Annotated in this window: 14 protein-coding genes; 1 reads left to right on the top strand and 13 read right to left on the bottom strand. The window is 33.0% G+C overall.

The features are described from left to right. The 8 genes from fmt to gmk form a co-directional block, all read right to left on the bottom strand. Positions 1-933, bottom strand: a complete 933-nt coding sequence (gene fmt, locus ACM595_RS01490) for a methionyl-tRNA formyltransferase (RefSeq protein ID WP_002483511.1) — start codon at positions 931-933, stop codon at positions 1-3. Further along, a complete protein-coding gene (locus ACM595_RS01485; RefSeq protein WP_002483512.1) occupies positions 926-1414 on the bottom strand; it encodes a peptide deformylase in 489 nt (162 codons plus the stop codon). Before ACM595_RS01485 ends, fmt begins: the two co-directional genes overlap by 8 nt. A gap of 299 nt (positions 1415-1713) precedes the next feature. Further along, positions 1714-2409: a GNAT family N-acetyltransferase gene (locus tag ACM595_RS01480; protein WP_002483513.1), complete on the bottom strand. Its 696-nt coding sequence runs from the start codon at positions 2407-2409 to the stop codon at positions 1714-1716. After that, positions 2334-2672, bottom strand: coding sequence for a hypothetical protein (locus tag ACM595_RS01475; protein ID WP_228481169.1), 339 nt, complete (start codon positions 2670-2672; stop codon positions 2334-2336). The genes ACM595_RS01480 and ACM595_RS01475 overlap by 76 nt, the downstream gene beginning before the upstream one ends. Before the next feature lie 375 nt (positions 2673-3047). Continuing rightward, positions 3048-5456 (bottom strand): primosomal protein N', encoded by a 2409-nt coding sequence (priA, locus tag ACM595_RS01470; protein WP_037538565.1) that lies wholly within the window; start codon positions 5454-5456, stop codon positions 3048-3050. A gap of 1 nt (position 5457) precedes the next feature. After that, positions 5458-6666 carry a bifunctional phosphopantothenoylcysteine decarboxylase/phosphopantothenate--cysteine ligase CoaBC gene (coaBC, locus tag ACM595_RS01465; protein WP_041080427.1) on the bottom strand — a complete coding sequence of 403 codons (1209 nt, stop codon included), beginning with the start codon at positions 6664-6666 and terminating at the stop codon, positions 5458-5460. Positions 6667-6902: 236 nt separating this feature from the next. Continuing rightward, on the bottom strand, positions 6903-7115 hold the full coding sequence (gene rpoZ / locus ACM595_RS01460; RefSeq protein ID WP_002483517.1) for a DNA-directed RNA polymerase subunit omega: 213 nt from the start codon (positions 7113-7115) through the stop codon (positions 6903-6905). Then, positions 7115-7738, bottom strand: coding sequence for a guanylate kinase (gene gmk / locus ACM595_RS01455; RefSeq protein ID WP_002483518.1), 624 nt, complete (start codon positions 7736-7738; stop codon positions 7115-7117). The genes rpoZ and gmk overlap by 1 nt, the downstream gene beginning before the upstream one ends. A 159-nt stretch (positions 7739-7897) precedes the next feature. On the opposite strand from gmk, the gene ACM595_RS01450 reads away from it, so the two are divergent. Further along, positions 7898-9595, top strand: coding sequence for an Rqc2 family fibronectin-binding protein (locus ACM595_RS01450; protein ID WP_115352987.1), 1698 nt, complete (start codon positions 7898-7900; stop codon positions 9593-9595). A 102-nt stretch (positions 9596-9697) separates the two neighbouring features. Here ACM595_RS01450 and ACM595_RS01445 read toward each other — a convergent pair whose 3' ends face one another. From ACM595_RS01445 to pyrF, 5 genes are all read right to left on the bottom strand, one after another. Further along, on the bottom strand, positions 9698-10105 hold the full coding sequence (locus ACM595_RS01445; protein ID WP_115338572.1) for a VOC family protein: 408 nt from the start codon (positions 10103-10105) through the stop codon (positions 9698-9700). A gap of 92 nt (positions 10106-10197) precedes the next feature. Further along, on the bottom strand, positions 10198-11052 hold the full coding sequence (locus ACM595_RS01440; RefSeq protein WP_002483521.1) for a YitT family protein: 855 nt from the start codon (positions 11050-11052) through the stop codon (positions 10198-10200). A 521-nt stretch (positions 11053-11573) separates the two neighbouring features. Then, positions 11574-11759: a hypothetical protein gene (locus ACM595_RS01435; RefSeq protein ID WP_002483522.1), complete on the bottom strand. Its 186-nt coding sequence runs from the start codon at positions 11757-11759 to the stop codon at positions 11574-11576. Between the two features lie 22 nt (positions 11760-11781). Beyond that, positions 11782-12393 carry an orotate phosphoribosyltransferase gene (gene pyrE, locus ACM595_RS01430; RefSeq protein WP_115338573.1) on the bottom strand — a complete coding sequence of 204 codons (612 nt, stop codon included), beginning with the start codon at positions 12391-12393 and terminating at the stop codon, positions 11782-11784. A gap of 1 nt (position 12394) precedes the next feature. After that, a complete protein-coding gene (pyrF, locus tag ACM595_RS01425; protein WP_002483524.1) occupies positions 12395-13087 on the bottom strand; it encodes an orotidine-5'-phosphate decarboxylase in 693 nt (230 codons plus the stop codon). Positions 13088-13114 lie beyond the last annotated feature (27 nt).

The raw sequence follows: 13114 nt of genomic DNA, 5'->3' as shown, positions 1-13114 counted from the left end.
TCATGTTAGTACCTTCCCAACAAGTGAAGTTTGCACGCCACTTAAGTAGTTTGCAGTTAACATACGTTTTTTCCCTGCAACTTGAATATCTGTTAATGCAATTGCATCGTCGGAACCTGTCGCAACGATGATTGCTTTTTTCGTTGTTTCAATAATTGTACCTGGTTCACCTGTTTTACCTTTTTCAATTCGGGATGCATATACTTTCATGTTACCATCATCCATAACTGTATAAGCTACTGGCCATGGTGACAGACCTCTTATATGGTTGTAAATAACTTCAGCCGATTGGTACCAATCAATCTTTTCCTGTTCTCTACTTATATTAGTAGCAAAACTAGCTTCACTTTCATTCTGTGTAATGCGGTTATTTGTACCATTAATAATAGAAGGTAAAGTCTCTTTTAATAATTCTGCACCTAAAAAGCTCAATTTATCATGCATGGTACCGACATCATCTTGGTGCTCAATTTCTATTGCTTGTTGAGAAATGATATCTCCTGCATCTAATTTCTTAACCATATACATTATAGAAATACCTGTTTCTGTTTGACCATCCATGATAGCTTGATGAATCGGCGCTCCACCTCTATATTTAGGTAATAACGACGCGTGGACATTGATTGCCCCTAACTTTGGCGCATTTAATAATGATTCAGGCAATATTTGCCCAAAGGCTGCAGTTACGATTAAATCTGCTTCTAAGTCAATAAGTTGTTCTAACTCTGATGATTGGGCTAATTTTTCTGGTTGATATACTGGTAAACCGTGCTTAATTGCAACTTCTTTCACTGGTGGAGGTGTTAAAACACGTTTTCTACCCACTGGTCTGTCTGGTTGCGTGACTACTGCAATCACATCATGTTCAGCAATTAACATTTCTAGCACTTTTGTTGAAAAATCTGGTGTTCCCATAAAAATGACTTTACTCATTATCAAAATACGCCTCCATTTCACTTTCACTTAAAAATTTCTCTACACGTTCAGTAAACAATCTTCCTTCAAAATGATCTATCATATGTAAAATCATTCTCGCGATATCATCATATGCAGTCATCTCAACTTCATTACCTTTTTTATCATTACTCTTAACGACAATCATTTTACTTCTTTCCACTTCACCATAAACATTAGGTATACTGATAGACCCTTCTAAATCAGTCACTTTTGTATCCGATTCACTTATAATTTGAGGATTAATCAGTTGTAACAATCCATCCATTTCCATATCTATCATCGCTACTTTTTGTGCAACACCTATCTGCGGCGCACATATCGCAGATGCTTCAACATCATACATTGTATCTTCTAAATCTAACAATAATTGTTCTAAATTTTCATCAAATTTTGTCACATCCGGTATAGGCTTATTAAGAATAGGGTGTTTGCTTGTTACAAGTTGTTTGATTGTCATATCGATTTCTCCTCATAAAAATTCATCATATTATTATAACTTATTTTAGTGGAAATTGCACCATTCATTGAAAGAATACTTTACTGAACATATTGAGTAAGTAGTAGGATAAGTCTTCATTCAATCTATATTCATAAAATATAAAAAGTGCAGAAATAGATATCTGCTCATATTTAAATGGGCTTTTTATCTATACTGCACTTTAAAACGATGTTCATAGTATACAAGACATATTTCAAACCTTTACATTTTTCATTATATATTGAGCATTGATCGTTCTTTAAGCTTATTGTTTTTCATCAATCTAGAATCGTTAACCGATTCACTTGATTACCAAGTTCATCGAAATTTTGTGCTGCTAACCAACTTTCAAATTTAAGTTTATTTTGCTGCCACTCTTTATCAATCATTGCTAACCAATATGTGTCACGATTACGATTTTTATACACTTTATGATTTCTAAAAATACCTTCAAATTTAAACCCTAGCCGTTGGGCTGCTTTAATAGACGGTTCATTTAAAGCATCACATTTCCATTCATATCTTCTATAACCTAATGTTTGAAATACATAATTGGCTAATAAAAATTGCACTTCCGTGGCAATACGTGTTTGTTTCATGACATTAGCGTAATGTATATGACCAACTTCAATTGAACCATTATGGCGATCAATTCTGAGTAAAGATAAAATGCCCACTGCTTCAGATGTTTCTTTATCAATAATGGCGAAAAAATACGGATCAGTAGAATTGATTTTCTTATCTATATAATTTTCAAATGCTTGAAAGTCGTGAGGTTGCTCATCAGGTAAATATGTCCAATTCGGCGCATCCGCTTCATCAGAAAAATAATTAAATAAATCTTGAATATGACATTGCGCTAACTTTTCTAATCTGCAATATTGCCCTTCTAAAACTTTCACATTGGGTAAATGAGCTTGTTTAAACTCATTTTGTTCTTCACCAATGGGTTGCTTAAACTCATTATATCGCACATGAACACTCCTTTTTTCCCTAAAGCATAAACTAACGTTACTATACTAAAGTAAATCTTCCGCAGTCGTAATAAAAAAACAGCTAATATTTTAGCGTCATTTTGATTGAGTGTTAATTGTTGTTGTTCAATTTGCTTAATCATCTCTGGATTTAATACGATATCGTAAAGGGACGTAATTCTGTTTGACAACTCATTGATACTTAATCCAATTGCTTTTCTATTTCGAATTAAACTCATAGGCGTACTACTTAGATTAGACATAAAAAGATATTGATCTCATTTCTCACTTAGTCGGTTGCTTTTCTTAATCGTTATTGTCGTTCTCAATACGTACTCTAATCATTTATGCGTGACTCGTTACTCTTTAATATAACTTTAATTAATATTAAATGCAAAAAATGTAGCAAATTATTTTTTATAAATTTTAATAAATATTAGTTAATTGTTAAGATTATATCCATAGCGCCATCACTATACTTCATATTTATATCTAACTTTTATGTTTTTTTGTCCAAAAAAAAAGAACAAACTATTTTAATGGCTAATCATTTACCTAGCAAAACAATTTGTTCTTTTTTCTAATATTTTTATACAAAAGTCAGTATACATTAGCTTCGTTATATAACGTGCTTAATATTACATCATCATCTGCGGTGCGATATCTATTTTCAAAGATAATTTTTCTTTTAAATATTGATCATGATAATAATCGTCTAAATATTTTAATGCTTCGTGTAATGCAGGTTCTCGTTTATATTTCACTAATATTTGAAAGCGATATTCGTTATTGATTCTTGATAATGCGGCCGGAGATGGGCCAAGTACAAGTGCTTTGTCTGTTAAATGTTGCAGTAATATTTTATGAATATGCTTGGATGCTTCCATAACTTTTTTCATTTCTTTATGCGCAATAGTAAAATTAATTAAAAAGAAATACGGTGGGTACTTTCCAATTTTCCTATAATTCATTTCTTTTTGGAAAAAGGCTGTGTAATCATTCTCTTGGACATCTTTAATAGCATAATGATCTGGATTGTATGTTTGAATAAGCACCTGTCCTTCTTTTTCATGACGACCAGCTCGACCAGCAACTTGCGTTAACAATTGGTATGTTCGCTCACTTGCTCTAAAGTCTGGCAAATTCAACATTGTGTCAGCATTCAAAACACCTACTAACGTAATATTAGGAAAATCCAATCCTTTAGCAATCATTTGTGTCCCTAACAAGATATCCCCTTTTCCTGAACCAAAATCATTTAATAACTTTTCATGAGCACCTTTTCTAGAAGTAGTATCCACGTCCATCCGTATAATACGAGCCTCTTGAAACGCTTCTTGTAAAAGTTCTTCAACTCTCTGTGTGCCAGTACCCATTTGTCTAATATGCTCACTTTCACAATTAGGACATTGATTAGGTGGTACTTCTTGATGACCACAATAATGACATTTCAATTGATCTGTTGATTTGTGATAAGTCAATGAAATATCACAGTTCGGACACTGTGGAACATGCCCACAATCTCTACACAACATAAATGAAGCATAACCGCGTCGATTTAAAAAGAGTACAATTTGTTCCTGATTATCTAAGCGTTGTTGTATTGCATCTCGTAATTGATTAGAGAACATAGAGCGATTTCCAGAGTTCAATTCTTCTCTCATATCTACAATTTCTACCTCAGGTAAAGCTTGTTGATTAACTCTGTTAGGTAACGATAGTAACTCATATACACCCTTTTCAGCTCGTGCAAATGATTCTAAACTTGGTGTCGCGCTGCCTAATATTAAAGGACATTGATGATACTCACTACGCCATTGCGCGATATCTCTTGCATGATATCTAGGATAATCTTCTTGCTTATACGAAGATTCATGTTCTTCATCTATAATAATCATCCCTAAATTTTTAAATGGTGCAAAGACGCTTGAACGTGCACCTACGCTCACACGTGCTTTACCGTCTCTAATCTTTTGCCATTCATCATAGCGTTCACCTTTGGATAATCCAGAATGTAGTACAGCAACTTCGTCTCCAAATCTACGTTTAAATCTTAATACCATTTGTGGTGTTAAGGCAATTTCTGGAACTAACATCATTGCTTGTCTATTAAGATTTAGTACTTCTTCAATTGTTTGTAAATACACTTCTGTTTTGCCTGATCCTGTCACACCATGCAATAAATAGGTACATTGTTCATGAGCATGTATCTTTTCTGATATGGCTTCAAATGCACGTTGTTGGTCTGAAGTCAGATGTTGTTTCACATCTTGTTCAAAGACCCTAGTCTCAAATGGATCACGTTCAACGACAGCATCATATTTTTCAACAAAGCCCTTGCGAATTAATGTATCTACACTAGATTTTGAATAACCCATTGCTTCTATCTCTTTAAGTAAAACGATGCGATGTTGTTCATCTAATAAAAAGGCATATAATTCATATTGCTTCTTAGATTTTTCTAATGAATTTAGCACACTATCATAGTTAAATCCTTCAACAACACATATGGCACGTTGTTTTTTCTTATTTACATTTTGTGATAGTAAGGTTACTTCAGATACAATACCTTGTTTTAATAATGGCGCAATTTGTGTTAAATCATCATTTTGCTGTGCTGCTTTAAATGCATAGTGTCCTGATGAGTCAAATTTCCCTGCTAAAGTTTCAGGCAGTGCATTCGTATCTTCAATAGAAAAGACCTTGGTATATTTTGCTTTAATTGCACTTGGCAGCATAACTTCAAGCATTGAAATACGTTTTGTAACGAAGTAATTGTTATACCACTCAGTAAATTGAATTAATTCTTCAGTCAATTCGGGTTTTATATCTTGAATTTCTTTAATTTCTTTTAATTTTTTTATATCTATATTGCTATCAGGCTGGTCTGTTATCTTCATAACATAACCTTGAATTGTTCTTGGTCCAAATGGAACAATGACACGCATACCTATTTGAATCATTGATTGTAACCTTATAGGAATTATATAATCAAATGTAAAATCAACACTCTTAGAAGGTATATCAACAATTACTTTTGCTATCATTTTATTTCCACCTTGTTTCTAAACTATTCAATATATGCTCAGCTAATTCGACTTTTTTGTGTTTGCCTAAAGGTATAGCGTCTCCATTTTTATAATACATCGTATAATCATTGTCATCGGAACTAAAGCCAATCGTACGGTCTCCAACATTATTCGCAATAATCACATCTGCATTTTTATTATGCAATTTTTTTTGTGCATAAGCTTCAATATTTTGTGTTTCTGCTGCAAATCCAACTAAGTATTGTGATTCTTTATGTTCTCCTAAATATTTCAAAATATCTGGTGTACGTTTAAATTCTACAGATAAAGTACCATCTTGTTTTTTTAATTTATGATCCAACATTTCTACTGGCGCATAATCTGACACGGCAGCAGCTTTAAAAACGATATCTTGTTTAGCAAAACGACTTCGAACCGCTTCGAACATTTCTTCTGCACTTTGTACGTGTACTACATCAACATGCTTCGGTGGTGTTAAATGTGTCGGTCCTGAAACTAAAGTAACTTCTGCACCTCGTTTAGCTAAAGATTCAGCAAGCGCGTATCCAATCTTACCTGAAGATCGATTTGATAAAAAACGAACTGGATCTAATTCTTCTACAGTGGGTCCAGCAGTAATTAATACATGTTTACCAATAAAGCTACTTGATGCTGGCACAGCTTTTTGTTTTATGTCATTAAAGTATTGCTTTATGCGCTCTACAATTTGTAAAGGTTCTTCCATACGCCCCTTCGCTACATATCCACATGCTAAAAAACCTTCTCCAGGTTCTAAAAAATAGTAACCATCTGAACTTAAAGTCGCTAAATTATGTTGTGTCCTCTTATTTTCATACATATGCACGTTCATTGCAGGTGCAATAAATTTAGGCGTTTCAGTTGCTAACAACGTTGACGTAACCATATCATCTGCAATGCCATTTGCTAATTTAGCAATTGTATTTGCAGTTGCTGGCGCTACGATAATTGCGTCTGCCCAATCACCCAGCGCAACATGTTGAATTTCTTGAGGATTTTGCTCTATAAATGTACTCGTATAAACGGGATTTCTCCCAATAGCTTGGAATGCTAGTGGGGTAACAAATTCCTGAGCATGATCAGTAAGCATGACCCTGACATCAAATCCAGCCTGCGTCAGTTTACTCGTTAAATCAATTGCTTTATATGCAGCTATACCACCTGTAACAGCAAGTAATATTCGTTTCATTATATAGTCATTCTCCTTCGATTGAATTAGATCAGACGTGGGTGACGTCTCTTATAATTGAAAATCAAAATGTATGTCCCTCATAATTAAATTAACTTTTCGATTACTGTTCATTATACACAATTTATCAGTTAAATAAAAAAAGCACACCTTGCGACTGCATGGTGTGCACTTGAAAGATATTCATTTAATAACACATAGATGGCTATATAAAATTCAATATCTATGCTTTTTAATTAATACGTTTTTAAGAATAGTTCGTCTGGGAAAACTTCACCGTCAGCAATTTCTTCTAAAGCTTTACCAACAGGTTTTTCTGAAATGTATTTTGTTAATAATGCACTTTCAGGTTTCTCGTCTATTTCACGCGCACGTTTTGCAGCTGTAGTTGCAATTAAATATTTTGAATTTATTTTTGATGTTAATTGGTTTAATGGTGGTTGTAACATTATTTTTTTGCCTCCAGTATCATTTTTCTATATTTTGCTTCTATACGTTCTCTCTTCAAATGTTCAGCTTCAACAATAGATTGAATACGTTGCTTAGCTAACTCAACTTCGTCATTAACTACAACATAATCATATAAATTCATCATTTCCACTTCTTTACGAGCTTCATGCACTCGGCTTTGAATTTTTTCACTGGATTCTGTACCACGACCTACTAAGCGCTCACGTAAATGATCTAAACTTGGTGGCGCAAGAAAAATAAACAATGCATCTGGGAACTTTTTACGTACCTGTTTTGCACCTTCTACTTCAATTTCTAAAAATACATCGTGCCCACGATCCATAGTGTCTTTAACGTATTGCACAGGCGTCCCATAATAATTTCCTACGTACTCTGCATATTCTATAAATTGATCTTGTTTTATTAACTCTTCAAACTCTGATTTTGCTTTGAAGAAATAATCAACACCATCGACTTCACCCTGACGCTTATCACGTGTCGTCATCGAAATAGAATATTTATAAGATGTGGACGGGTCATCAAATATTTTCTTTCTAACTGTACCTTTCCCAACGCCAGAAGGTCCAGATAGTACAATCAACAAACCTTTCTCATTATCCATGACTTACTACCTCTCTAAACTATTCTTCTATTATTAAACTATGATACCACAATTTTCATTTAGTTGTATAGCGTCCAACAGCACAAACTTTGGTCATGACCATTTCTTTATGCCATGTTACAATATGATGAATGACAAAAAATAAGGTGGCTGATAGTAATGGCATATGATGGTTTATTTACAAGAAAAATGGTGGAATCGTTACAATTTCTTGTAGACGGAAGAATCCATAAAATAAATCAACCAGAAAACGACACGCTTCTTGTCGTTATTCGACAAAACCGAAAAAATCATCAGCTTCTACTTTCTATTCATCCTAGCTTTGCTAGAATGCATTTAACAAATAAAAAATATGATAATCCATTTGATCCACCCATGTTTGCACGCGTTTTCCGTAAACATATAGAAGGTGGTATCGTTAAAGCAGTAAGACAAATTGGGAATGATAGACGTGTAGAAATTGATGTTCAAAGCAAAGATGAAATTGGAGATACAATATATAGAACTATAATTTTAGAAATTATGGGTAAACACAGTAACTTAATATTAGTTGATGATCAGCGTAAAATCATTGAAGGCTTTAAGCATTTAACACCGAATACCAATCAATATCGCACAGTAATGCCTGGCTTTCAATATGAAACACCACCAACTCAAAATAAAATTAATCCTTTTGAAATAACTGGTAATAAAGTCATACAATATATCGATTTCAATAAGGGCAAAATTGCACGTCAACTTCTTGATCATTTCGAAGGCTTTAGTCCATTAATTACAAATGAAATTGTGAATCGCAAACGATTTATGACAAATGATACGTTACCAGAAGCATTTGATGAAGTCATCAATGAAATTAACCATACATCTACACCCGTTTTTCATAAAAATCACGAGACGGGTAAAGAAGATTTTTACTTTATGAAATTAAATCAATTTTATGATGATGTAACAGAATATGACTCATTACATGATTTATTAGACCGTTATTATGATGCACGTGGAGAGCGAGAGCGTGTAAAACAACGTGCAAATGATTTAGTGAAATTTGTACAACAACAATTGCATAAATTTCAAAATAAATTAAATAAATTGATTGATGAACAAGAAGGTACAAAAGAAAAAGAATTACAACAATTGTATGGGGAACTTATCACTGCTAACATTTATCGTATTAAACAAGGTGACAAATCGGTCACAGCCTTAAATTATTACACTGGTGAAGAAGTCACTATACCGCTTAACCCTACAAAGGCACCAGCAGTGAATGCACAAAATTATTACAAACAGTATAATAAATTAAAGACAAGAGAACATGAATTGCACCATCAAATCGATTTAACCAAAGAAAACATTAATTATTTTGAAAGTATAGAACAACAACTTGCTCATATTTCAGTCAATGATATTGATGACATTCGCGATGAATTAGCCGAGCAAGGGTATATGAAACAACGTAAACAGAGTAAGAAGAAAAAGAAACAAACTATGCAGTTACAAGAATACGTATCTACAGATGGAGATACAATCATGGTTGGTAAAAACAATAAACAAAATGATTATTTAACGAATAAATTAGCTAAGAAACATCAACTTTGGTTCCATACGAAAGATATTCCCGGATCACATGTCGTCATATTAAGTGATGATCCGAGTGAAGAAACAATTAAAGAAGCGGCCATGTTATCTGGTTACTTCTCAAAAGCAGGTAGTTCAGCTCAAATTCCAGTTGACTTTACTGAAATTAAACACGTGCATAAGCCTTCAGGTGCAAAACCAGGTTTTGTAACTTATGATAACCAAAAAACACTTTATGCAACACCCGATTATGATCACATTCAAAAAATGAAAGTAAAGTAAATACGATATAATATTACGGTTGTATCCTATAACAAACAAAAGCGGGACGATGAGATCAATTTTAGAAATGTTGATTTCATCGTCCCGCTTCTATATTAGTATTTAATTTTTCTCAGGTAAGGCTAATTGGAAATTAACACCAAACTTATCTTGAATCCATGCAAATTCTCTAAAAGGTGGTATTTCTGTTTTTGGCATTAAAATGGCGCCACCACTTTTCAGTTTACTAAATAATCTCTCCATTTCAATTGCGCTATCAACTGTCACGTATAATGACATTGCAGGGTTCATCTCAATATCTACCCCATTCATATTATCAATTGCCATAAATACTTGATCTTTTAATCTAAAAATGGCATGTTGAACAGCGCCTGTTGGTTCTTCATCACTTTCACTATATCTTACCAACGCTAATATTTCAGCGTCCTCAAATGTATTAACATATAAATTAATAGCTTCTTCTGCATTGCCGTTAAACATCAGAAAAGTTGTTATCTTAGGTATTGCCATTATTCTACCTCCTAAACCTTTATACACTTTAGAATAAAAGATATACTATCAAAAATCGAATTTATGCATTTTATGTTCGTAAATTTCTAAATTTAAGATAAGTTAATAAATCCATTACCAAGTACGTCACGTACATCATGAATCACTAAAAATGCATTTTCGTCTTCTTCATTTACTAACTTTTTAACTCTTGTTACTTGTGATTGTGGCACAACAACGTATAACATGCTTGTCTCATGTTTACCATAACCACCTTTACCGTTTAGTATCGTAGAGCCTCTACCTGTGAAACTGTTGATTTTATCACTAATCGTTTCGTTTTTACTAGAAATGACTGTAACTGCCTTTTTGGGATTAAAACCTTCAATTATAAATGAGGTTGCACGCTCAGTAATGAAAATCATTATAATTGTAAATAGCACGTTCGTGAGTGGCAATACAAATAAAAATGATAGTACGACTAAACCATCTAATACAAAAATACCCTGTGCTGTTTTAATATCAAAATACTTATTAAGCATTTTTGCAATAACTGATGTACCACCTATAACACCACCGGATGCAATAACTAACCCAATGCCCACACCGACTAGTACACCACCAAACGTTGCATTAATTACAAAATTATCTACCCCTGTCTTCCAATGTTCAGTTAAATCTAAAAATATAGAAATGGAAGTATTAGCGACCACAGTATAAATAGCCGTTCTTGTGCTTAAAAATTTCCAGCCAACAATAATGACGAGGGTATTAATAATTAAAGATGTAAGTGCTGGTGACCAACCGAAAGCGTACTTAAGCGCTAACGACATGCCGACGGTGCCACCATCACCTAAATTTGACCCTAGAATAAAGCAATTGACTGCAATAGCACTAATAAAAGAACCAATAAGACAAATGATCATATCTTTTGTATTGTTTTTAAGTAACTGTCGAATTTTTTGCATACAAGTCCCCTCTTACCAAAATATCAAAGCTTTAATATCTTATTTTTACAATTTATTTTAAAATAAGTATATAGATCTTAACTACATAGTTTATAAATCATTTGATACTTTAATAATTTTTTTTAGTAAACTAAGCATATCATATGAATATACTTATTAACTGTTATACTTAAACTAATAGCTTTTTCTTTTACCATTTTAACTTCTATAGTTAAAATGAAATTAAATTACATTGGAGGTAATGTTCATGTCTTTTTATATTATTCCTTTACTTATTGCAGCCCTTGTATTACTTGTAGGCTATATCATCATTAAAATAATGATCCGCTAATACGCTATTAAAAAATTTATAACGTACGGGGCACCTATAATTGAAATCAACAATTCATGATAATCAATATAAATGTTGTTCCCATTCTTATTTCAAATAGGGCTAATCAAACTTATTTAATAAAATAAATTTGGTTAGCCCCTACTTATTTGACATGTTGTTAACTTAAATCGTCTATTCGCTTGGCTTATTATTTAATATGCCCTTTTTGCTTTATAGTTGATTTAGATTTTTTATATATATTTTCTTCTGATTTTTGCTTTAACATTTCGTAATCAATATCTGATGTGTTTTGGTCTCTATAATCTTCATTTTTATTCAAAAATTTATTCAAATGTGCGAAATGATTATAAGCTTCTTTCGGGTCTTTTGTCATAACATCCCCTCCACTTAGTATATTATGACAAGTTGTCTCTCCAATCAACTAAAGACCTAATATCATTATCAGAAATTTCTCCATTTTCTTTTGCAACATCAATTAATTCATTGTAATTGCTTAATGTATAAAATGGCATTTGCGCTTGTTTGAATTGTTCATCTGCTTTTTTTAAACCGTAAGTAAAGATAGCTACGACACCAATAACATCTGCCCCCGCTTCTCTTAAAGCTTCGACTGCGGTAATTGATGAACCACCCGTTGAAATTAAATCTTCAATAACAACTACTTTTTTTCCTTTACTTAAAGCACCTTCAATTTGATTTTGTTTGCCATGACTCTTACTTTTAGAACGAACATAATTCATCGGTAAAGCTAATTTTTCAGAAACATACGCAGCATGGGGTATACCAGCTGTGGCAGTACCTGAAACTATTTCCACGTCTCCAAAATATGTTTCGATTAAGTCACACAGTCCATCTCTAATATGTTGACGTACTTCTGGATATCCAAGTATTACACGATTATCACAATAAATTGGTGATTTTATACCAGAACTCCAAGTAAATGGATCATTCGGGGATAGTGATACTGCTTCAATTTCTAATAATGCTTTTGCAATTGCTTTAGCCATATTAACCTAACCAACTTTCTTTGATTTTATGATAACTTGCTACTGGGTTTTCACTTTTGGTGATTGGTCTTCCAACAACAATATGTGTTGAACCTAATTCTTTAGCATCTTCTGGTGTTGTAATACGTTTTTGGTCGTCTGAACTAGCATCTTTTGGTCTGATACCAGGTGTTACCTTTAAAAAGTCATTACCTAATTCATTTTTCACTAATTCTGCTTCTAGTGGTGAACATACGATGCCATCCAAACCTGATGATTGTGCTAAAGTTGCATAGTTCAAAACAGCCTCCTCAATTGAAGTTTGAATGTTTTGTTCCTTGTGCAACATCGTTTCAGTTGTTGACGTCAATTGAGTAACTGCAATTAATTTAATATCGGGGTTGTGTTTTTGCAAACCGTTCAAGGCTTGTTTCATCATTTCTGTACCACCTGCCGCATGCACATTCACAAGATCGATATTTAATTTGCTTAAGCCTTCCATTGCTTTGCCAACCGTATTAGGAATATCATGCAATTTTAAATCAAGAAAAATGTCATGTCCTCTATCCTTTATTGAAGCAATCAGTTGAGGTCCAGTTTGATAAAAGAGTTCCATTCCAATTTTCACGAATAGTGGTTCATTAAATTGGTCTAAAAACTGATCTACAGCTTCTGTTGAATCAAAATCTAAAGCAATAATTGGCAAGTTTTTCATCTAGCTCTACATCCTAACCTTTTTTAT

Origin of the sequence: Staphylococcus sp. LKG3-1 (assembly GCF_048568385.1) — a bacterium.
Taxonomy (GTDB): Bacteria; Bacillota; Bacilli; order Staphylococcales; family Staphylococcaceae; genus Staphylococcus; species Staphylococcus saprophyticus.
Note: the sequence above shows the minus strand (reverse complement) of the source record. Positions and strands in the feature narration are given on the sequence as shown.

What these genes read in the sequence shown, in the direction of transcription:
- fmt (WP_002483511.1), bottom strand. Translation starts at nt 933, where the DNA reads ATGAGTAAAGTCATTTTTATGGGAACACCAGATTTTTCAACAAAAGTG.
- ACM595_RS01485 (WP_002483512.1), bottom strand. Translation starts at nt 1,414, where the DNA reads ATGACAATCAAACAACTTGTAACAAGCAAACACCCTATTCTTAATAAG.
- ACM595_RS01475 (WP_228481169.1), bottom strand. Translation starts at nt 2,672, where the DNA reads ATGTCTAATCTAAGTAGTACGCCTATGAGTTTAATTCGAAATAGAAAA.
- priA (WP_037538565.1), bottom strand. Translation starts at nt 5,456, where the DNA reads ATGATAGCAAAAGTAATTGTTGATATACCTTCTAAGAGTGTTGATTTT.
- coaBC (WP_041080427.1), bottom strand. Translation starts at nt 6,666, where the DNA reads ATGAAACGAATATTACTTGCTGTTACAGGTGGTATAGCTGCATATAAA.
- rpoZ (WP_002483517.1), bottom strand. Translation starts at nt 7,115, where the DNA reads ATGTTACAACCACCATTAAACCAATTAACATCAAAAATAAATTCAAAA.
- gmk (WP_002483518.1), bottom strand. Translation starts at nt 7,738, where the DNA reads ATGGATAATGAGAAAGGTTTGTTGATTGTACTATCTGGACCTTCTGGC.
- ACM595_RS01450 (WP_115352987.1), top strand. Translation starts at nt 7,898, where the DNA reads ATGGCATATGATGGTTTATTTACAAGAAAAATGGTGGAATCGTTACAA.
- ACM595_RS01445 (WP_115338572.1), bottom strand. Translation starts at nt 10,105, where the DNA reads ATGGCAATACCTAAGATAACAACTTTTCTGATGTTTAACGGCAATGCA.
- ACM595_RS01440 (WP_002483521.1), bottom strand. Translation starts at nt 11,052, where the DNA reads ATGCAAAAAATTCGACAGTTACTTAAAAACAATACAAAAGATATGATC.
- ACM595_RS01435 (WP_002483522.1), bottom strand. Translation starts at nt 11,759, where the DNA reads ATGACAAAAGACCCGAAAGAAGCTTATAATCATTTCGCACATTTGAAT.
- pyrE (WP_115338573.1), bottom strand. Translation starts at nt 12,393, where the DNA reads ATGGCTAAAGCAATTGCAAAAGCATTATTAGAAATTGAAGCAGTATCA.
- pyrF (WP_002483524.1), bottom strand. Translation starts at nt 13,087, where the DNA reads ATGAAAAACTTGCCAATTATTGCTTTAGATTTTGATTCAACAGAAGCT.